Origin of the sequence: Acinetobacter sp. ANC 4173, assembly GCF_004331255.1 — a bacterium.
In the GTDB taxonomy this organism is placed as follows: domain Bacteria; phylum Pseudomonadota; class Gammaproteobacteria; order Pseudomonadales; family Moraxellaceae; genus Acinetobacter.
Genome location: NZ_SJOF01000003.1, coordinates 55206 through 77033 on the forward strand (window position 1 = coordinate 55206; position 21828 = coordinate 77033).

21 protein-coding genes are annotated in these 21828 nt (G+C 42.6%); 12 read left to right on the plus strand and 9 right to left on the minus strand.

The genetic code is table 11. The annotated features are described in order from the left end of the window. Positions 1-24: 24 nt before the first annotated feature. A complete protein-coding gene (rpsJ, locus tag E0H94_RS05025; protein WP_000070912.1) occupies positions 25-336 on the minus strand; it encodes a 30S ribosomal protein S10 in 312 nt (103 codons plus the stop codon). Positions 337-598: 262 nt separating this feature from the next. Continuing rightward, positions 599-1333, minus strand: coding sequence for a type 1 glutamine amidotransferase (locus E0H94_RS05030; protein ID WP_131325406.1), 735 nt, complete (start codon positions 1331-1333; stop codon positions 599-601). A 158-nt stretch (positions 1334-1491) separates the two neighbouring features. Between E0H94_RS05030 and E0H94_RS05035 the strand changes: the two genes are divergently transcribed. From E0H94_RS05035 to E0H94_RS05065, 7 genes are all read left to right on the plus strand, one after another. Further along, positions 1492-2679, plus strand: a complete 1188-nt coding sequence (locus E0H94_RS05035; RefSeq protein WP_227548549.1) for a PLP-dependent transferase — start codon at positions 1492-1494, stop codon at positions 2677-2679. Positions 2680-2698: 19 nt separating this feature from the next. Continuing rightward, the gene (locus E0H94_RS05040) at positions 2699-4282 is read left to right on the plus strand and encodes a helicase HerA-like domain-containing protein (protein ID WP_131325408.1); all 1584 of its coding nucleotides are present in this window, start codon (positions 2699-2701) and stop codon (positions 4280-4282) included. 214 nt (positions 4283-4496) lie between these two features. Next, positions 4497-5705 carry an NO-inducible flavohemoprotein gene (gene hmpA, locus E0H94_RS05045; RefSeq protein ID WP_131325409.1) on the plus strand — a complete coding sequence of 403 codons (1209 nt, stop codon included), beginning with the start codon at positions 4497-4499 and terminating at the stop codon, positions 5703-5705. Positions 5706-5789: 84 nt separating this feature from the next. Beyond that, a complete protein-coding gene (locus E0H94_RS05050; protein ID WP_131325410.1) occupies positions 5790-6236 on the plus strand; it encodes an RrF2 family transcriptional regulator in 447 nt (148 codons plus the stop codon). A gap of 87 nt (positions 6237-6323) precedes the next feature. Continuing rightward, positions 6324-7187: a ribosome biogenesis GTP-binding protein YihA/YsxC gene (yihA, locus tag E0H94_RS05055; RefSeq protein WP_131325411.1), complete on the plus strand. Its 864-nt coding sequence runs from the start codon at positions 6324-6326 to the stop codon at positions 7185-7187. 122 nt (positions 7188-7309) lie between these two features. Then, positions 7310-8254: a metal-dependent hydrolase gene (locus E0H94_RS05060; RefSeq protein ID WP_131325412.1), complete on the plus strand. Its 945-nt coding sequence runs from the start codon at positions 7310-7312 to the stop codon at positions 8252-8254. Positions 8255-8349: 95 nt separating this feature from the next. Then, positions 8350-8769 carry a VOC family protein gene (locus tag E0H94_RS05065; protein ID WP_131325413.1) on the plus strand — a complete coding sequence of 140 codons (420 nt, stop codon included), beginning with the start codon at positions 8350-8352 and terminating at the stop codon, positions 8767-8769. Here the strand turns inward: E0H94_RS05065 and E0H94_RS05070 are convergent. Further along, positions 8766-10010 (minus strand): dicarboxylate/amino acid:cation symporter, encoded by a 1245-nt coding sequence (locus tag E0H94_RS05070; protein ID WP_131325414.1) that lies wholly within the window; start codon positions 10008-10010, stop codon positions 8766-8768. The genes E0H94_RS05065 and E0H94_RS05070 overlap by 4 nt on opposite strands. A gap of 168 nt (positions 10011-10178) precedes the next feature. Beyond that, the gene (locus tag E0H94_RS05075; protein WP_131325415.1) at positions 10179-11051 is read right to left on the minus strand and encodes an acyl-CoA thioesterase; all 873 of its coding nucleotides are present in this window, start codon (positions 11049-11051) and stop codon (positions 10179-10181) included. A 290-nt stretch (positions 11052-11341) separates the two neighbouring features. Here E0H94_RS05075 and plsB point away from each other — a divergent pair, with 290 nt between their 5' ends. Next, positions 11342-13924: a glycerol-3-phosphate 1-O-acyltransferase PlsB gene (gene plsB / locus E0H94_RS05080; protein ID WP_131325416.1), complete on the plus strand. Its 2583-nt coding sequence runs from the start codon at positions 11342-11344 to the stop codon at positions 13922-13924. A 227-nt stretch (positions 13925-14151) separates the two neighbouring features. Continuing rightward, the gene (locus tag E0H94_RS05085; RefSeq protein WP_131325417.1) at positions 14152-14871 is read left to right on the plus strand and encodes a hypothetical protein; all 720 of its coding nucleotides are present in this window, start codon (positions 14152-14154) and stop codon (positions 14869-14871) included. 188 nt (positions 14872-15059) lie between these two features. Here E0H94_RS05085 and E0H94_RS05090 read toward each other — a convergent pair whose 3' ends face one another. Beyond that, positions 15060-15869, minus strand: a complete 810-nt coding sequence (locus E0H94_RS05090; protein ID WP_131325418.1) for an NAD(P)H-binding protein — start codon at positions 15867-15869, stop codon at positions 15060-15062. A gap of 33 nt (positions 15870-15902) precedes the next feature. Between E0H94_RS05090 and recG the strand changes: the two genes are divergently transcribed. Together recG and E0H94_RS05100 are read left to right on the plus strand one after the other, a co-directional pair. Continuing rightward, positions 15903-17948 (plus strand): ATP-dependent DNA helicase RecG, encoded by a 2046-nt coding sequence (recG, locus tag E0H94_RS05095; protein WP_131325419.1) that lies wholly within the window; start codon positions 15903-15905, stop codon positions 17946-17948. Further along, the gene (locus E0H94_RS05100; protein ID WP_131325420.1) at positions 17935-18573 is read left to right on the plus strand and encodes a ComF family protein; all 639 of its coding nucleotides are present in this window, start codon (positions 17935-17937) and stop codon (positions 18571-18573) included. The genes recG and E0H94_RS05100 overlap by 14 nt, the downstream gene beginning before the upstream one ends. 37 nt (positions 18574-18610) lie before the next feature. Here the strand turns inward: E0H94_RS05100 and E0H94_RS05105 are convergent, their stop codons facing one another. Then, positions 18611-19012: an NUDIX hydrolase gene (locus tag E0H94_RS05105; RefSeq protein WP_131325421.1), complete on the minus strand. Its 402-nt coding sequence runs from the start codon at positions 19010-19012 to the stop codon at positions 18611-18613. Next, entirely contained in the window at positions 19012-19611 is a 600-nt protein-coding gene (locus E0H94_RS05110) for a TIGR00730 family Rossman fold protein (RefSeq protein ID WP_131325422.1), read from the minus strand. The genes E0H94_RS05105 and E0H94_RS05110 overlap by 1 nt, the downstream gene beginning before the upstream one ends. Positions 19612-19765: 154 nt before the next feature. Between E0H94_RS05110 and E0H94_RS05115 the strand changes: the two genes are divergently transcribed. Further along, positions 19766-20779 (plus strand): magnesium and cobalt transport protein CorA, encoded by a 1014-nt coding sequence (locus E0H94_RS05115; protein ID WP_131325423.1) that lies wholly within the window; start codon positions 19766-19768, stop codon positions 20777-20779. 102 nt (positions 20780-20881) lie between these two features. Here the strand turns inward: E0H94_RS05115 and E0H94_RS05120 are convergent, their stop codons facing one another. Continuing rightward, on the minus strand, positions 20882-21166 hold the full coding sequence (locus E0H94_RS05120) for a lipid asymmetry maintenance protein MlaB (protein ID WP_131325424.1): 285 nt from the start codon (positions 21164-21166) through the stop codon (positions 20882-20884). A gap of 12 nt (positions 21167-21178) precedes the next feature. Beyond that, positions 21179-21811, minus strand: a complete 633-nt coding sequence (locus E0H94_RS05125; RefSeq protein WP_131325425.1) for a phospholipid-binding protein MlaC — start codon at positions 21809-21811, stop codon at positions 21179-21181. Positions 21812-21828: the final 17 nt, after the last annotated feature.

Below are 21828 nucleotides of genomic sequence, written 5' to 3' on the forward strand. Positions count from 1 at the left end.
AAAAGCGTTAATTAACCGAAAGTCTTAACCCAAAGCGATCTGAACATCAACACCAGCAGCAAGATCTAACTTCATCAATGCATCAACAGTTTTATCCGTAGGTTGAACGATGTCGATCAAACGTTTGTAAGTGCGGATCTCATATTGGTCACGCGCATCTTTGTTAACGTGTGGTGATGTTAAAACGTTAAAACGTTCGATGCGAGTTGGCATCGGGATTGGACCACAAACTTGTGCGCCAGTACGTTTTGCTGTTTCTACGATCTCTTGAGCAGATTGATCAATTAAACGATGATCAAAAGACTTCAAACGGATACGAATTCTCTGGTTAGACATACCAGTTAACTCCAAGCCAAATATATAAAGAATCACCCTTGACGCATCTCACCTATTGGTAAGTGTCAAAGGCAGTGAAAATCACTAAGGTCATGATCGATGCCACGACTGTCACGATGTTAACTACTTTATTCGCAGTTAACCCCCTTCCTTTGAAGGGTGAGTCATTATATCGATTGTTTAACGCTTAAGCAAATCCATTTTGCCTTTTTTGGTCTTTTTTTCAAATTTACATGATTTTCAATTGTTTATTATTTAACCGCTATGCTGTTTTTTGCAAGACATACTCAATGGCTTGATTGAGCAACTGATTTCCCTGAATAAAATGTGCTTTCGAAGAGTGCTTTAACTCACTTTCTGTTTGCACACACGCTCCCGAAAAATGAGCCAATTCATCATCATTTTCTAAAAATAAACTCAGGGTTTCTGGCGTGATTTCGGGATGAAACTGAAAGCCCAATACATTCTTTCCAATCTGATACATTTGGTTGCGACAAGCATCATTTTCTGCCAAATGAATCGCGCCTTTCGGAATTTCAAAGGTCTCACTGTGCCACTGCATGACATTAAAATGCTCAGGTAACTCAAAGCACTCCTGTGGCACATGTTGGACCTTGCGTATCGTAGTCCAACCTAGCTCTTGCATCTTATTTTTACTGACTGCTGCACCTAAAGCATTAGCGATCAATTGTCCACCCAAGCACAATCCAATCGCTGGCTTACCCAATGCCAAATAACGTCTAAGCCAGCGCTTTTCTATTTTTAACCATGGATAATTTACTTCATCATTTACACTCATGCTCCCTCCCATGATGATAAGAAGGTCTACTTCTTCAACTTGGGGCAATGCCTCAATTTCCAGAGGTAAATCCACAGGTAAGGCAAAAAATTCTGTGGCTGTAATTTGTGCCTGATGTGCTTTTAAAAACTCATAACAACTACCGAACCCTTCACCAGCAATATGCTGAAAATAATGTACTTTTAAATGCGACTTCATGCGCGGCAACCTATTGTTGTAGCTTTGCTTAGATTTAGCAAAATTGAAGCCAACTTTTGATTTGGTTGCTTGTTTTTACAGTTCTTCCCAATTCGGTAGCGAAAATTGACATATTCTCTTAATCTAGGTTCCATCCTACGCTTTACATGAGTCACATCTTGAACAAGAAACCTCAAACTGCGCTAATTCATGCACCAAGAAAAGCACCACAGTATATTTCCAGCGTTCAACCTCCCCTGTTTCGTGCATCCACCATTATCTTTGAGAATACCGATGCACTATTTAATCGCCACTGGACTGACCCGTATGACTACAGCTATGGTACACATGGCACACCAACGACATTTACCCTAGCAGACCAGATCGCCCAAATTGAAGGTGGGGAATATTGCTTATTGGCACCTAGTGGACTTTCTGCGATTAATTTAGTCAATTCCGCTTTACTCGCGCAAGGTGATGAGGTCTGGGTACCCGATAATGTCTATGGTCCGAATATGGAGCATCTGCGCAATCTGGAAAAACGCTACGGCATTCAAGTGCAGGTTTATAATCCTATAGATGTTACGAGTTTTACCCCATCCCACCATGCCAAACTCCTTTGGCTCGAAGCCGCAGGATCCGTCACCTTAGAATTCCCTGATTTAGTCGGCTTAGTTCAAAAAGCACAAGCTCAACAGATTTTGACAGTGTTGGATAATACCTGGGGGGCAGGTCTCGCCTTTAATGCTTTTGATTTTTCCGATGAACACTTAGCCGTAGATATCAGTGTACATGCACTGACCAAATATCCGAGTGGTGGTGGTGATATTTTGATGGGCTCTGTGGTAACACGTAATCAGCAACTACATCATCAATTATTCCGTATGCATGCCATACAAGGTATTGCCGTTTCTGGCGATGATACCGCCCAGATTCAGCGTAGCTTGGCTCACATGTCTATACGTTACGAACAACAAGCGAAATCAGCCTTAAAACTACTCGCATGGTTAAAGCAACAACCGCAATTTAGTCAGGTCTTACACCCAAGTGATCCTGATGCTGCTGGGCATGCACACTGGAAACAAGTCTGCCTCACAGGCAAAAGTGCAGGCTTAGTGAGTGTGATTTTTAAACCAGAATATGACTTAAAAGCAGTGCGTGAATTTTGTGATCATCTGAATTTATTTAAGCTCGGATTTAGCTGGGGTGGCCCAATCAGCTTGGTCATGCTGTATGAAATCAACCACATGCGTTCACTTAAAACTACACATTTACAACAAGGTTTATTGGTCCGCTTTTGTATAGGACTAGAAGATGCTGAAGATTTAGTCCAAGATATTCAAAACGCATTAAAACAGCTCGAATAAATTCTAAAATAGGTGAAAAATGAGTACACCAATTATCATTGCAAAAAAAACCACGGATACAACACAAAATATTGTTTTACATTCTCAATTTGCCAATCGACACGGTTTAATTGCGGGTGCAACAGGGACGGGTAAAACTGTAACTCTGAAGGTATTGGCCGAAAGTTTTTCACGTATTGGTGTGCCCGTTTTTCTTGCCGATGCCAAGGGCGATGTTTCCAGTCTAGCCCAAGCCGGTAGTAGCAATTCAAAATTTGATGAACGCATTAAAAACCTAGGAATTGATTCCATTCCCTTTGCTGCCTCGCCTATGGTTTTCTGGGATTTATTTGGCGAGCAAGGACATCCGATTCGCAGCACGGTTTCCGAAATTGGACCACTTTTACTGGCGCAAATGCTGAACCTAAACGACACTCAGGAAGGGGTTTTATCCGCTGTTTTTCGTATTGCAGATGATCAGGGGCTACTGCTGATTGACTTTAAAGATTTAAAAGCCATGCTCGTTTATGTCAGTGAACATGCAGCAGAATTTAAAGCTGAATACGGCAATCTCTCCCCTGCCAGCCTAGGTGCCATTCAACGTAACTTACTGGCACTGGCCGATCAGGGAGGAGATCAGTTTTTTGGTGAACCTAGTTTGAATATTCTTGATTTTATTCAAACTGATGCCGATGGTCGAGGCTATATCAATTTGCTTGCAGCAGATAAATTAATGAATACTCCGAAGCTGTATGCCACTTTTCTGCTCTGGATGCTCTCTGAATTATTCGAGCAGTTGCCTGAAGTTGGCGATATGGATAAACCCAAGCTTGTGTTCTTCTTTGACGAAGCCCATTTACTTTTTGACAATGCCAGTGCTGCACTACAAGAAAAAATTGAACAAGTGGTGCGCTTAATTCGGTCCAAAGGAGTCGGGATTTATTTTGTGACCCAGAACCCGTTGGATTTACCTGAAACTGTATTAGGACAACTGGGCAATCGGGTACAACATGCATTACGTGCCTTTACGCCTAAAGACCAAAAAGCAGTTAAAACTGCAGCCACAACTTTTCGTGCCAATCCTGAATTTGATGTCGAGCAAGCCATTACCGAACTGGGCGTTGGTGAAGCCCTCATCAGTTGCCTCGATGAACAAGGCATCCCACAAATTGTCGAGCGTGGCTGGATCATGCCTCCCTACTCTGCTTTTAGCCCAATTTCACCGGAAATCCGCAAAGCATTAATGACCCAAAGTATTGTGGCAGGCATATATGAACAAAGTGTAGACCGAGACAGTGCTTACGAACGTTTACAGCAAAAAGTGGCTGAACGCCAACAGCAAGCTCAAGCAGATATCCTTGCGAAAGAACAAGCCAAACAACAAGAAATCCTTGCCAAACAACAGGTGAAAGAAGCTGAAGTACTGACCAAACAGCAAGCGCGTGAGGAAGAGCGCCTTGCAAAAGAACAGCAAAAAGAAGCCGATCGTGCTGCCAAACAGCGAGAAAAGTTAATTCAAGACACGGTCGGAACTTTTGCCAAAAGTGCTGCCCGCAGTTTAGGTGGCTCTACAGGACAAAAAATTGTGCGTGGCTTACTCGGCTCGTTATTTGGTGGGAAATAGCGTTCCAATGATTTTTTAACGCTATCGACAGATCAAGATACCAATACCAACCTTAGATTTTCCATCATTTCCATGGCCTTTTTTTCGCCACAAACCTTTAGACTATTTATTCCATAAAAATAATAGGGTTTTGTGTTAAAAAGAGGTTGCAATTAAAATATTAAATATGTATTTTAAATACATCTTATAAATAACAGCCAAGTGAGATCACATCATGACTCCGCAGCAAATTGAACTTGTAAAAGCCACTGTCCCTGTTCTTCGTGAAAATGGCGTTGCATTAACCGGCTATTTTTATAACCGCATGTTAGGGAATAACCCTGAATTAAAAGAAACCTTTAATATGGGACACCAACGTAGCGGTGCTCAAGCACAAGCACTTGCGGGTGCCGTATTGGCTTATGCAGAAAATATTGAAGATCCTTCTGTTCTTTTGCCTGTGGTTGAATTAATCGCACACAAACATGTCAGCCTGAATATTCAAGCCCCTGACTACAATATTGTGGGCGAAAACTTGCTCCACTCCATCAGTGAAGTCCTTAACATCTCAATGGAAGATCCATTAATTGATGCGTGGGCAGCAGCTTATGGTCAGTTGGCAGATCTATTTATTAGCACTGAAAAAGCCATTTATAATCTGCATCAACAAACACAAGGCAGTTGGTTAGGCTGGCGTAATTTTAAAATTGCCAAGAAAGTGGTAGAAAGTGAAGAAATCACCTCTTTCTATCTCGCGCCTGTCGACGGCGGTGCATTACCAAAATACGAAGCAGGTCAATATATTTCAGTTCGCGTATTTGTCGAAGAGTTAGGTTTAAAACAACCTCGCCAATACACGTTATCGACCAGCCCACAAGCTGACTATTTACGTATTTCGGTAAAACGTGAAGATGAGAAAGGTGATTTAGCAGGCGGTTGGGTATCAAGCACACTGCATGGTTTGGCTGAAGGTGCTGAAATTGAAGTCTCTGCACCAACAGGTAACTTCTATCTGATTGATAGCAGCAAACGCAATGTCTTTATCAGTGGTGGTGTTGGCTTAACCCCAATGATTGCCATGCTTAATCAATTGGTTACACTGGATATGCCACAACCTGTCAGCTTTATTCATGCTTGTCGCAGCAGCCAAGTCCATGCCATGAAACAACATATTCATGAGCAGAAATCAAAATTCCCTCGCCTAACGACGTTTACTGCCTACGAATTTCCACATGAAGGCGATGTATTAGGTGATGATTATGATGTGGCTGGACGCTTAGACTTAGGTACAGTGGATTCAGCATTGTTACCAACAAATGCCGATTACTACCTATGTGGTCCAATGCCATTTATGGCAGAACAGCATAAAGCCCTCGTCGCTCGCGGTATTAAACCTGAACAAATTCATAGTGAAGCATTTGGTACAGGTGGGGTTCGCATCTAAACCTGCTACCGCATGCGTACCGTATGAGGCTAGTCTATGTTAGACTGGCCTTATCTATTCATCTCAAAAAAGATGAGCACAATCATGCAACTAAACAAATTTACCGATTATGCCCTGCGCATACTCATGTATATTTCACGACCACGAGAAAATGCTTATACCATTGCTGAAATTGCAGCAGACCTTCAGGTATCACAAAACCATTTGGTTAAAATTGTGCACTTTATGGGCAAGCAAAACTGGTTGATCACCACCCGTGGTAAAGGCGGCGGTATACGGCTAAATCCCGATGCGGTACACCTTAAAGTCGGTGAAGCAGTCAGAACCCTGCAAGGTGAAAATCAGATCGTAGAATGCAACAATCCTCCGTGTGTACTTAGAAGTCATTGCGGTCTAAAAAGTATTTTAGACCAAGCACTCGATCAGTTTTATCAGCATTTAAACCAATACACCTTAGGTGAAGTGCTTGCGCGCTCAAATGCTAAAAAGACCAAGACCATTACAAATGGCATTGAACTACTCAACCTATAACATTTTCAGGTGACAAGAGGAAAATTCGCGTGCGTGGGCGACTTCCTTTATACTAGGCACTTGAAAATAAGTGAATGAAGTTGAGTTATGCACCACAGCAGAGGAAAATCAAAAAACAGTAAAACCGCGCAGGCGCCTAAGCAAAAGATCAGCTATGAGAAAAAGCTTGATCCTGTGATTACTGAATATGCTGTACGCGCACTCAACTGGCTACGTAAAGCCGCATTTTTAATGAGTGCACCCAAGCTCGATATCTGTGTAGAAGATACTGGTTACGAAATTGCATTTGCTGGACGTTCCAATGCGGGTAAATCCAGTGCAATTAATGCATTAACCAATCAAAAGCAGTTGGCACGCGCCTCGAAAAAACCAGGGCGTACCCAAATGATCAACTTCTTTAGTTTGGGTAATCCAGATCAACGACTGGTCGATTTACCAGGCTATGGATATGCAGCCGTTCCTGAAGCCATGAAAATTGTGTGGCAGAAAGAGCTTGAAAATTATCTGATTCATCGTCAAAGCCTACAAGGCTTGGTATTGTTGATGGATATCCGTCACCCTTTACAACATTTTGATGTGATGATGCTGGAATGGGCTTACTCACGTAAACTGTTTGTGCATGTGTTGTTGACCAAGTCAGATAAAATGAACCGTGGTCCTGCCAATCAAGCCTTATTAGACGTCAAACAACAATTGAAGAAAATGAAACTCGATTTCTCGATTCAATTGTTCTCTTCATTAAACAAACAAGGTTTAGAAGAACTTGCTAGTGTTATGGGGGGTCGCCTGAATTTCACCCTTGAACAATCTGCTGAGTTTGACCTAGCGCTTATTCCTGAAGCGGAAGCAGATGATTTAGCCGAAGACAGCATTGAAGATGATGAGAGCGAAGCTTTTGATGCTGAGGAAATTGCAGCAGATACCCCTGAGCAAGCACCGAAACAAGATTAAGTGTGACTCAACCCGATCAATTCTTCATGAATTGACATTGAAATGTCCCGCATTGCTAAACACATTGCGGGATATTTTTTTCATACTGCCCTCAATGCGTCAAAAAAGCTTGAGACCGTAGAATGAAACTCTTACAACGCCTGAAAAAAACAAAAATTGGCTCTTCAATTCAATATCGCATTCAACCGCGCAAAGTGAAATTTGAATGGCAAAACACCCCTGTAGATTGGGTTCCTCAACAGCCCTTTGTGAGTTATTTTATTAATGAAATTAATATGATTTTACCAGCAGGCGAGTTCTGGTTTTGCCGTTTATATAATAAAGTCCTACCGCAAATTCAAGATGAAAAACTCAAACACGATGTGCAAGCCTTTATTCGTCAAGAAGCCATGCATGCACAAGCACACAACTCTGCCAACAAAGAATATTTACGCGAACGCCAAATCGACATTCAACGTAATCTAGATGTCATGGACTTCCTGTTTGGCAAATTATTGGCGGACCAACCTTTAGGTTTGAATGTTCCAAAACCACTAGAACATCAATGGGACTTGTTCCGTTTAGGGATTGTTGCCACTGTTGAGCATATGACCTGTGTCTTGGGTAAATATGCACTCTATAACACTGAGTGGCAAAAGCGTGGCGCAGATCCTGCCATGCTCGACTTGGTAAAATGGCATGGGGCTGAAGAAATTGAACACCGCACCGTCGCATTCGATTTGTACCGACATTTGGGTGGCGGCTATCTGGCGCGTTATTACCTCAGTGTTGTGGTGATTGCTGCGGTACTCGGATTGTGGGTTGATGGTACGGCACATATCATGCAGCAAGACCCACGCTTTAAATCGATCCGCCCTGCAATCTACAAACCTTGGGTTTGGCGTGAATGGTACGCAATTTCACAACGCGACAATCGCCTGTTACCCAACCCACTCTGGTTAATCTCGCAACAATTGGGCTATTTAATGCCGTGGTACGACCCTGTACATGAAGCCAAAACTGAAGATGCGATTGCTTACCTAAATCAATCGCCTGCGGCCTTGCGTGCCATGCTCAAAGTTGCCTAAAACCCGAAAATATCCAAACACTACAAAAAGCAGGCTGAATAGACCTGCTTTTTCGCTCATTCTAAAACATCATATTTAGATGTTGAGCACTCGCCATGCACGCCTATCTCAGTGTACTGACCCTTGCGGTTCATGATCTCCAAGCAGCGTTAGAATTTTACTGCCAAGGATTGGGTTTTAAAAGTGAGGAAATTATCGGTCAAGAATTTGAAAATGGCGCCGTGGCCTTTATTGAATTACAGTCTGGCTTAAAGCTGGCACTTTGGCCGCAACAGAGTTTAAGTCAAGATTCGGGCTTGGCTTTAACACCGTTCTGTCCGACTGGATTTTCGCTAGGACACAATGTCGGTTCAGCAACCGAAGTCGATGCCATCATGGCACTCGCTAAAAAAGCTGGCGCAACCATCACCAAAACTGCACAAGCCACCTTTTACGGCGGCTATGCAGGCTATTTTCAAGATCCAGATGGACATCTTTGGGAAATTGTCTGGAATCCTTGTTGGAAACAAAGCTAGCTGTTTGGTTCCGTGACAGCTTCACGAGTATGACGATCAACCACCACACTAATCATCATATCGCCTTGCACGTTCACCACTGTTCGCACCGTATCCAGCAAGCGGTCGATTGGCAATAAAATCGCAATCGCCTCTGCAGGCAAACCGACTGATTGCAAGACCATAATCATGGTGACCATTCCTGCACTTGGAATACCGGGCGCTCCCAAAGATGCAATCATTGCGGTTAAACAGACAATGATTTGTTGTGCCAGACTTAAGTCTAAACCAATTAAATTGGCCACAAATAAAGCAGCAGCAGCTTCATATAAAGCTGTGCCATCCATGTTTAATTGCGTACCTAATGGAATCACAAAACCCACTGTGGCAGGACTGACCTTCAGATTTTCTTGTGCACATTTCATGGATAGCGGCATGGTGGCTGAACTGGAACTGGTGGCAAATGCAGTAATCAACGCGGCTCGCGTACCTTTAAAGAACGTCACAGGATCCATCTTGCCAAAAATCCATAACAACAACGGCAACACCACCGCACCATGAAAAATGGTGGTTCCTGTCACCACCACGGCAAATTCAGCTAAACGGCTGAGTACCGAAAGATCTTCTGTGGCAATCAGCTTGGCGAGTAATGCAAAAATCCCCAATGGCGCCAGTTTCATGACCCAACGAATCATCAGCATCATGATTTCAAAGAATTGTGCTGAAAGCTGACGCACCGCTTTAAAACGCTCACCGCCATGTACCAATGCCACACCAATAAACAGTGCAAACACCACCACCGCCAAGACATTCCCTTCCGCAAAAGCTTTAAATGGATTAATCAAGGTATTCTGGATGAAATTGGTAAAGAACGAAGAAGGCGTTAAGGTATCTGGACTTTGGTATTGGTCAATCGCATTTTGAAATAAGGCAATGTCCACCCCCTTCCCGACGTCAAATAAATGTGCACACCCAATCCCTAAAATTAAGGCTAAAGTGGTGGTCGTGACACAGCATGCGACCGTGATTTTCCATACTTTCCCAAGTTGCCCACCTGCTTGTAAGTTGGACACTCCAACCACAATTGAGCTAAAAATGAGTGGAATTAACAGCATTTTCAGTAGACCAATGAAAATACTACTGATAATGCCTAAGCCATATAAACTGGTGCTAAAGAAGCTACTCTGTGGGAACACACTGAGCAGAAAACCAAAAGTAATCCCCAGAATAGCAGCAATCAAGATTTGGGTATTTAAGCTCATATCTACTGTAATTTTATCTTTTGAAGTCGCACCACTATGGCATACCTTATACGTGAAAATCGAATTTTTCTTGTTCAAAAATAGATGATCAAACCCACTCAAAGCTTGGGATAATAGTGCAAAATAAAAAAGCCTCATCACGATGAGGCTTTTTCTAGTGTTTAAATCTTATTGGGTTTCAATTTCTCTGAGCCGAATCAAGCCTTCTTGGGTGGTACTACAAACCAACTCGCCATTTTGCCACATCCGTCCAAAATTCAGTCCACGCGAATTCGCACTCACAGTTGCCTCCATGTCATACAACATCCAGTCATCCACACGGAATGGCTTATGGAAATACATGGCATGGTCGATACTGGCACACTGCAAACTCGGAGATAACCAACTCAAACCATGCGGACGTAATGCCGTGGTCATTAAAGTAAAGTCTGAATAAAATGCAGCAATGGCTTGATGCAGTGAAACCTCATCAATTTCTGGCGCAATTGGGTTATGCGTACGAATGTAGTGTGCATAAGAAGGTGCAGCAGGTTGCGGTTGATACGGATTTGCTGGGTCGATCGGACGAATCTCCACATGACGGTCACGCATAAAACTGGCACGAACATTTTCAGGTACAAATTCAACCATCATTTGTTTCAATTCAGCTTCCGATTTCACTTGCAGCGGTGCTGGATAATCAGGCTCCTGAATCTGATAATTCAAGCCTTCTTCTGGGTCTGCAAAAGAAACCATCGCGGTAAAAATGGTGCGTCCATGCTGAATGGCACGTACTTGACGACTGACAAAACTTTTTCCATCTCTTAAACGGTCAACTTCATAAATAATGGGTGCATTCACATCCCCCCCGAAGAGAAAATAAGCATGTAAGGAATGAGCGGGGCGATCTGCCGTGTAAGATGCAGCACGTAAAGCCTGCCCCAAAACCTGCCCACCAAAAACACGCTTACCTACCAAATTACGACTTTGACCGCGAAAAATATTCTCTTCGATTTTTTCAAGGCTAAGCAGTTCAACCAATTCTTGAGTTAAGGCATTCATAGCAGACCCGTTTTAAATTTTAGACACACCCGTGTTGGTGTTGATTAGAAAGACCATAGAGCGCTCGCTCTAAAACTATATTACCTAAATGTTGACCGTTCCCCTAGAGATTAATTGACTGTACTGTCACTGTAATTTTCAAATTTAATTGCTAAAAATATGTGGTTTAAGGCTAGAATCTTGGCATAAGCAGTGAATTTATCAGAAAATGACCTCTGGTTTTTGATTACAATTACACAGAATAATTCCCCCTTCACATTTTGGGGCTTCGTACCGTATTAGGAGTATTTATGTCCAAGCGTGGCTTTGGTCAAATGTATCGCCAGCTTTCCAGCAAGCTGCTTGACCTTGTGGTAACCCCTCATATTTTGGGTGAAGTACCCAGCAACCCGACCACTCCAACAACCAGCGAAGACCCAAATGTTGCCAGCACGCCCAGCAAAAAAGTGGTGTGTTACGTCTTACAAAATTATTCGCGTAGTAATGCCTTGGTGGTCGATGGTGAAACCCGTCGTTTAAAACTACCTGCCGCATTAGACTCACTATTGATCGGTGAACATAAAGAAAAAGCCTCAATCTTATTCTTGCAACATCATGATGAGCAGAACTTACTGAGTCCACCACCCAATACGTTCCCCCCTCGTCTATTACGCTTCATTGACTTACTCGAAAAGCATCCAGACTTAGACATTGAACTGGTACCTGTAACGGTGCTGTGGGGTCGTTCACCAGATAAAGAAGACTCTTGGTTTAAACTGTTATTTACCGATACATGGGCAACACCAAGCCGTGTGAAACAAATGGTGAATATTGGCTTGCATGGACGTGAATCTTATCTGGAATTCCACGAAGCTCAGTCTTTACGTGACCTGATTCAGTATGCCAAAACCACCCATCCAAATTTATCGCCTGCCACGTATATTATTAGCAGCTTAAATAACTATATGGATGCGCAGCGTGAAGTGGTGCTGGGTCCTGATTTGTCAGACCGTCGTAACGTCATGCACAGCCTGATTAAGGCAAAAGATGTACAAGATGCCATTCGTCGTGAAAGTATTCGCAGCAAAATCAGCATGTTAGAAGCAGAACGTCGTGCCGTTAGCTATTTAAATGAAATTGTCTCGGACTATTCATCTTCTGCGGTACGTTTTGCCGATATGGCGCTGACGCGTTTATGGACGCAGCTCTATGATGGCGTTGAAGTGCATAACTTCAGCACCGTGCGTGAACTGGCGAAAGAATACGAAATTATTTATACCCCATGTCACCGTAGTCATATCGACTACCTGTTATTGTCTTATGTCATTTATAAACGTGGTTTGATGGTGCCGTACATTGCGGCGGGCGATAACCTGAATATGCCATTTGTGGGTCAATTATTGCGTGGAGGCGGTGCGTTCTTTATTCGCCGGACTTTCCGTGGTAATGGCTTATACACTACCGTTTTTAAAGAATATTTATACAGCATTCTGTCACGTAACACGCCTTTGGAATACTTCATTGAAGGGGGGCGTTCACGTACCGGTCGTCTATTGCCCGCAAAAACAGGCATGCTCTCCATGACTGTACATAGCCATCTTCGTGGACGTGCTAAACCGATTGTGTTTGTTCCCACCTATATAGGCTATGAACGCCTGATGGAAGGTTCAACCTATGTCGGTGAAATGCAAGGCAAACCGAAAGAAGCAGAATCAGTCCTTGGGATTGTGAAAACCCTGCGCAAAATTGAACGCATCTTCGGTAAAGTACATGTGAACTTTGGTGAACCTGTATTCCTGGATGACAAACTTAAAGCCTTTGGCGCGGATCAAATTCGCATTGAGAAAAATGACGATCCAATTCCAAATGAAGTTTCTGATGCGGTGAACAGTGCTGCACACACCATTTTGGAAAACATCAACCGTGCTGTGGTGATTAACCCTGTATCTTTGTTGTCTTTAATTTTATTGGCGACACCAAAACATACACTGGATGAAGAACTGTGCATTAAACAGTTAGATGCTTATCGCAATTTGCTGACTGCACTACCTTATGATGAGCGCACGCAAGTCACACCTCTTTCAGGCAAAGAAATTATTGCTTACGGTTTAAAACTCAAACTGATTAAGCGCGTGAAGCATGTTCTTGGCGATATTATCGCGATTGAAGACAATCAAGCCGTGTTACTCACCTACTTCCGTAATAACATTGTGCATGCTTTTGTCTTACCATCTTTGATTGCGGCCTTGGTTGAACATAACGGTACCATCAAGCGTCACGACTTATGTAACGTGATTCGTACCCTATATCCATTCTTGAAAGCGGAGTTGTTCCTGAAATGGGATGATGAAAGCTTAAAAGTGCAGATCGCTGCTTATGCAGATGCTTTAATCAGTGCAAAACTGATCACTGAAGATGCAGATGGGCACTTGATTTCTCCTGCACCAAATACTGAAGAACATAATCAGTTGTTAGTCCTTGCAGGTCCTGTGATGCAGAGCCTAGAGCGCTATTACATGACCTTAGCCCTGATTACACAGCGTGGTTCTGGCAACATCTCGACGCGTCAAGTGGAAGAATTGAGCCATTTGGTGGGTCAGCGCTTATCTGTACTGTATGAGTTCAATTCGCCAGAGTTCTTTGATAAAGCCCTATTCCAAGGTTTTATTCGTGTACTGACTCAGCAGGGTTATATCAGTACCAATGCCGAAGGTTCGATTGTGTTTGACAGCAACTTTAGTAATATTGCTGCCAATGCCAATTTGGTACTGGATGATGTGACTTTACAAATGTTGCAACACATTACCACCTTTAGCGATGAAGAGTTGAAACAGGTGTTAGATGCGGTTGCGGCTCAGCAAGCGAAACGTCGTTTGAAGCGTAAGAAGAAGTAGTTTTGAAAAGCATAGGTATCTACAATTGGTGGATACCTATGCTGTATGTATAACAATAAAGTTTTGTCAATTTCGTATAATCACCATTATGTTAAATGATTATATTTTATACGATTGAACCATTTAAAGAATCAAAGTTTAATTAGGAAAGAGTATCTTCATTTTTTAAGTAAAATTAAGGCTAAGATAATTCTTTATTTATGTTTTTCTCGTAATATTTTAAGAATATGAAAATTATTGATTTACAACGCATCCTATACCCTATGTCAACATGTTTAAAAACTGTGAGAGATGATTATTTCTATTTTGGGTATTCATTTGATTTAGCTATTTCTATTAAAAAAATATCAGATGAAAAATGGGAACTTAATACATATGAAAGAAGCGTGCTTACGAACCAAGAAGTCTATTCAAATGAATATATTAGTTGTCTAAAGTTTTTATATCACATTAACGTTGTTTCAACGGATGATCCTAATATTATGAAACTTATAGATTATTCTGAAAATTGGGAGTTATTTGAAAAAAATAATGGTTTCTATTTTTGTATACAAAGTTCAAAACCTTATCTTTATAGAACGTTTTCAATAATTTTAAATTCTGAAGAACTTGAAAAATATAGATTACAAGGTCGGAAGTTTCTATCTTTATTGCAATTTGAAATTGATGCCAGTATCCCAACCAAAACATCATCAAACTATCACAATAGGAAAGTTAACGATGACCTAGAAAAAGAATTATATTATGCATCTTCAGATGAGTATGATTTAAGAGTTAATTATGAAGACAATTCTAATTTAATCGGCAATTATGAAGCGTCTAAAAATCATTCTCCAGAGTTATGGCAGGAGCCACACAAAAATGGAGCTAAAATAATTATAACTATTTTAGGCTTAATTCTTCTTTTTTATATAATATTTTTTGGTTCTTTCGCATTAAGAAATTAAAATTTCCTAAAATTAACATAATGCACGTTATGCGAAATTTTTTTAATTTACCTTTAAAAACAATAATTTGAATAAAAACATTCTAGCAATCAACTTGCTAGAATGCTTTTTATATTATTTTTCATGTTCCCCGACTATTTTCTAGTCACTGTTTCACATCTTTCACTCGACAAAGTACAAAATATTATTCACTCACTCTTTGCTAACAATGCCGAATAATCCTCAAAACAATTTGGATGCTGTAATTCAAAATCCATCTGCTGCATATTAGAAGCATAAATTCGCTTACCTGATATCACTTCGCTTTCCAAAACTAAAACTGGCAGCGCCAACTGCTGCTGAAACCACTGAATAATTTCATGCAAAGGAATAGGCTGATTATTCGTAACAATATAGGAACTTTCAGGATGTTCCACGTGAATCAAATGCGCCAGAAAACGGGCTAAATCTTCAATATGAATACGATTGCTATAATGAATATTCGGATACGTCGAAGTCTGCTGTGCCATCCTCACCATACGTGCCACAGAAGCTCCGTAAATGCCTGTCGGTCGAATAATGATGCTTTGCTCAGGATACGCAGCCTGCCACAATAACTCCATCTGCCGAAGAATCTCACCTTGTGCATCGATTGGCTTAGGCACACTAGCATCATCAATTCGCTCCCCTGCCTGTTCGCCATACACTCGCGTCGAAGACACTATGATGACTTTTTTTACAGGATGAACTTGTAAGGCCTTCTGCATTGCAGGAATGGCATCAACAAAAGTCGCTTGATAGCCTTCAGGCGTGCTCGATGCCGGAGATAACAATACATAGACGATATCGACAGGGGCAATCTGACTCAAATCAAGTTGATGAATATCTTGAATGAAATGCGTGGCAAAATCCTGCGGTTTGGCAGTACGACTAATTGTGGTAATTTGGTGGCCTTGTTGAAATAATTGTTTAGCAACCCGTTGAGATGTTTTACCATAACCTATAAATAAAATATGCATTTAGCACCTAATGAGCACTTTAGTTGAGGGGACATGGCCGCAGTCCAACAATTGCAAGGGGTTGGAAGTGCCTCTGCTGCATTACTTGAAAAACTGAATATTTTCACCACGGATGATTTACTGTTTCATCTGCCGCGGGATTATGAAGATCGTAGCACGATCATCCCCATGAACCAATTGGAGGTTGGGCGTAGCTATTTACTCGAAGGTACGGTGAAATCAGTGGACTTTCCGCCAGGAAAGCGTAAATCCATGGCCATTTTACTGGATGATGAACTCGGTAAAGTCACGCTACGCTTTTATCACCTGTATAAAGCCCTAACCGATCGCGGCAAAGTGGGCAACCGTTTACGGGTTTTTGGGGAAGTCCGTGTTGGTGCGCGTGGTTTGGAAATGTATCATCCTGAAATTCAGTTAATTACTGAACATACGCCATTGCCGCACACCCAGCTCACAGCCATTTATCCAGCGACCGATGGATTGACCCAAACCAAGCTACGTGAATACGTCAAACATGCCTTAAAACAGCACAGTGATGATTTACCAGAGTTACTGCCACAGAAATTCACCAATGGCTATGCCTTGAAACAAGCCTTGCATTACATCCATGAACCGCCACTGGATGCCAACATGTTGCAGTTGAGTCAAGGTTCACACCCTGCGCAGCAACGTCTAATTTTTGAGGAATTGGTGGCTCATCAAGTCAGCCTGCTGACCCGCCGCGCCTACATCCAACAGATTGCAGCCCCCTCGTTTACTAATAGTAAAACCTTTGCCAAACAATTACTGGCTGCCTTGCCCTTTAAAATGACCGCAGCACAGAAGCGCGTGTCTAAAGAAATCTCCGATGATTTAAAGCAACACAAGCCAATGTTACGTCTGGTACAAGGCGATGTTGGTGCAGGTAAAACGCTCGTGGCAGCACTTGCTGCTTGTCATGCCTTAGAAGAAGGTTGGCAAGTTGCCCTCATGGCACCGACTGAAATTCTCGCAGAACAGCATTATTTGAATTTTAAATGCTGGTTTGAACCTTTAGGCTTAAATGTGGCATGGCTATCAGGCAAGCAAAAAGGTAAAGCCCGTGCCTTGGCAGAGCAACAAATCCAACAAGGCTCGGCTCAACTGGTGATTGGTACGCATGCCTTGTTCCAAGACAGTGTTGCCTTTCATAAATTGGGCTTGGTGATTATTGATGAGCAACATCGCTTTGGGGTCGATCAGCGTTTGGCACTTCGCAATAAAGGCGCACAGCAAACCACGCCACATCAATTGGTCATGACAGCAACGCCTATCCCACGCACACTTGCCATGTCTGCCTATGGGGACTTAGACACCTCTGTCATTGATGAACTGCCCCCTGGTCGAACCCCGATTCAAACGGTGACCATTCCTTTAGACCGACGTGAAGAAGTCTTGCAACGGATTGCCAGTAATTGTACCGAAGGCAAACAGGCTTATTGGGTCTGTACACTGGTGGAACAATCGGAAACTTTAGATGCACAAGCTGCGGAAGCCACCTATGCCGAAATTAAACACCGTTTCCCAACACTAAATATCGGATTGGTACATGGCAAAATGAAAGCTGATGAAAAGCAAACGGTCATGCAACAATTCAAGGACAATGAACTACAACTGCTGATTGCGACCACGGTGATTGAGGTCGGCGTGGATGTACCGAATGCCTCCATCATGGTGATTGAAAATGCTGAGCGACTGGGCTTATCTCAACTGCATCAATTACGTGGTCGTGTCGGACGTGGTGCCAAAGCCAGTTTCTGTGCCTTGTTGTATAAAAATCCACTGTCACAAAATGGACAAGAGCGCTTACGCATCATGCGTGAAACCAATGATGGCTTTATCATTGCAGAGAAAGATTTAGAGATTCGTGGCCCTGGGGAATTACTCGGCACCAAACAAACGGGAGATATGGGCTTTCGCGTTGCCAAATTAGAACGCGATGATCACTTGCTCAATCAGGCACATTATGTCGCACAGCAAATCCTGAAAGACTATCCGATACAAGCAGATGCTTTACTCAAACGCTGGCTGCCAGAAGCCCCTCGCTATGCCTATGTTTAAACCATTTTTATCTAGGGCTCAGCACTGGCTGCATTCTGCACTCCCATGTCAATTTTGTGGACTTGAGCGCGGTCGTCATGCGAGCCTCTGTCAAGATTGCTGGAACCATTTACCGTGGCTCAAGCAAAGTGTGCAACGTCAAGAAATCGAGGTTCAAGTCGCTTGCCATTATGCTTATCCCCTTGATCGGGTGATTCAGCAATTTAAATATGAACAACAATTACATTTCCAAATCTTGCTGACTGGACTGCTGAAACAGCTCGAATACCGACAAATTCAGGCGATTGTCCCTATGCCGATTTCGACTCAGCGCTTAGCCGAACGGGGTTATAACCAAAGTGTCATTCTGGCACAACGTTTAGGACAACACTTAAACATTCCAGTCTGGCAACCGATTCAACGACAGCATCAACATGCACAAAAAGGCTTAAGCCGTTTAGAACGACTGGGTCAAATCGAACAGCAATTTAAAATTGCCCCTACAAATCGACAGCGTTTTCGTCGCGTGTTAATGCTGGATGATGTAGTGACGACAGGTAGCTCGCTCAAAACCTTAGAACGAGCACTTACCGAATTGGGCTGTCGAAAAATTGAAGCGGTCTGTATTGCAGCAGCTCAAGCCTGACTTTCATCAAATTTTAAACGACTGCTCAGATCAACTGCTATGCTTGGGTTTTGAATTGCTCACGCACCCACGGCAACACAATTTCTCGAGTCAATGGGGCCAATGGTGTCGTTTGGTCATCCCAATCAATCCATTTCAGTTCTGCAATTTCAGCCGCAATTTGTGGTGCAGTGTCTAGTTCGACATGGAATACATGGCTTATCAATAAATGATCGGGTTCATTGGCCGCAGCGGTTTCAAAGCGACCAACAAACTGGCTAATTTTCGCCTGACAACCAATTTCCTCGGCAATTTCCCGTAGAATACAGTGTTCAGGTGTTTCATCTTGTTCTAACTTGCCACCCACCTGCATAAAAAAACGAGTGTTGTGCTTACGCACCAATAACAACTGCTGTTGTGTATTTAACACAATACCCGCAGCGACAGTAATTTGTTTCATTAGCCGTGTTTCACCAAGTCTTGCTGCTCGGTCATGCCCCATTTTGGTGTAGGCGCAACATACATTTCAAACTGCTGTAAGATGACTTCTAGTGAAGCATCTGCAATTAAACTTTCACTAAAGCGAGAATGGGTAAAGCCTTTCTGCATGGTTAGATGGATGAATTTAAGCAAGTCATCATAAAAGCCTTCAACATTTAAAAATGCACACGGTTTTAAGTGAATCCCCAATTGCGCCCAAGTCCATTGCTCAAAAATTTCTTCCAAAGTTCCCGCACCCCCTGGCAATGCAATAAAGGCATCGGAAAGTTCGGACATTTTGGTTTTACGTTCATGCATATTTTTCACCACATGCAGTTCCGTTAAATCAGGATGCGCCAACTCACGATCTACCAAGGCATGCGGAATAACCCCAATCACTCGCCCACCCGCTTGTAAGGCACTATCTGCAATCACACCCATCAAACCCGAGCGCCCACCACCATAGACCAGTGTTTTACCCTGCTGAGCCAAAGTTTGCCCCACATGACGCGCTGTTTCTAAAAAAATGGTGTCTGTACCAACCGCTGAACCACAAAAAACTGCAATAGAATGTGTCATTATTTCACCATGTTATGATCTTGTCATACCGCGAACGTAAAGTAGATGGAGATTTTTTCATAAATTAGCAATCCAAGCAGTGTTTTTCATGAAATCCTTGTCTAAAATACACCCATCGATTTAACCCATACTGCGTAAGGGAGAAAAGACCTCCATGCTTGAAGCCTTTTACGCCACAGAGCGCGGTAGTTTAGAAGATGCCACCATTAATGGCGGTTTTGACTTACACCCAGAATTGGTCTGGGTCGATCTCATTGCACCTTCACAAGAAGAACAGCAATGGGTTTTAGATGCGTATGATCAAAACCTACCTACATTAAAGTCATTAGAAGACATCTCTTCATCTGCCCGATTCTACCGTGATGATGATGGTATTTTGCATATCAGCACGTATTTTTTAACGAAAAATAAAAATTATCAGGTGGATGGTGAGGCAGATGATAATTCCAGTATTTTAGCCACAGTACAAACCGTTGCTTTTATTTTACATAAAGAGCGTTTGTTTACTCTACGTGGTGAAAAGCTGGTGGCTTTCCGTGCCTTTCGTGCACGTGCTCGTCGCAATGATTACGAAATTGACTATAAAGACCCGACTTGGGTACTGTTAGGTTTACTCGAAGCCAAACTGGATGAGCTTGCGGATATCTTGGAAGATATCCACAAGGACTTGGAAAAATACTCCACAGAGGTACTGAATAACCGTCATCGTGAACAAATTCTCGACCTTGATGACATGATTACCCGACTGGCACAGTTAGAAGATATGTTGGGTAAGGCGCAGCTCTGTCTGATTGACTTACGTCGTGTCCTGACCTTTTTATCCCGTCCGCGTGCCTTAGGCAGTCATATCTATGATGCAGACATTCGAGAGTTGAGTGAAGATGTTCGCTCACTGGTCGAACATGATGCCTTCTTGTTCCAGAAAGTGCGCTTCTTACTAGATACCACGTCAGGATTCATTAACACCGAGCAGAATGACACCATTCGTCGCTTCTCGATTTTACCCAGTATGCTTGCACCCCCAATGTTGGTTGCCAGTATCTACGGTATGAATACAGATGTTTTACCTTTTGCCCACGGCACCACCAGTTTTGTTGCTGTCAGCTTAATCATTGTCGGCTTCTTTATCGGCCCACTGATTTACTTCCGCTGGAAAAAATGGATCTGAATATTATTTTTTGCATGGTGTAATCAGCGATGTACAACAGAATACTGTATTTTTGAGCATAAGATTCAGCATAAAAAAAGCACCGCAATTGCGGTGCTTTTTTTAGATAATCTGCAGATCATCTTGCAGATGACAAGCCTGAATAATCTTCATCATTTTCTCAGGCACAGCCTTAAACTGTAAGCCTTGTGCTTGTGGCGTTTGTCGTAACCAACGCACCAACACCGCTAATGCCAAGGTACTCCCCTGTTGTAACTGTGACAAATTCACCACCACAGGCAACGGTTGTTTCTGAATCAATGCCAAACCCTGCTGATAATATTGTTCAGCATTGTCATAGTCGATTTTTCCAGCGACCTGTAATTCCTGATTGACGAGACTAATCACCTTTCACCTATCTTATTTTTTCTTTACAGCTGCATCAGCATCTGGTTCAAAGTTAGCAATCGCTTTATCCAGATTACCGCCATTACGTTTAACTGTCGCTGCGAACTGGTTGCGGAATTGTAGACCTAAATCAATACCCGATACGTTGATGTTACGAATCTTCCATTGGCTACCTTTATCCGCCAACTGGAACGACACAGGAATCTTTTCACCATTGTTATTAAAGTCAATGGTCACAACAGGGTTAGCGCTACCACTCGCTTTATAAGGGCGAACAGTGTAGGTTTGGTTACTGAATTTCGCAAATGCAGTGCCATAATTTTCAATCAGTGTTTCACGAAAGTTCTTTTCAAACTGTGCACGTTGTGCTGCGGTACTGTACTGATTGGTTGCATATGTCCCCATCACAATACGGGTAAAAGCTTGTGAATCCACATATGGATCTAAGTTTTGACGCACAATAGCTTTTACTGCCGTTGGGTTGTTCTGCAATTTGGCATGATCAGCTTTTAAGCGGCCAATTAAACCATCTGCCACACGCTTAATAAATGTTGGAGGGGCTTCAGCTGGCGCAGCAAATGCAGTACCTGCAATCATGGTTGATAAAATGCTTGCTGTTAGTGTTTGTTTCAACAACATATTCACTTCTAAATTCCTCTCTC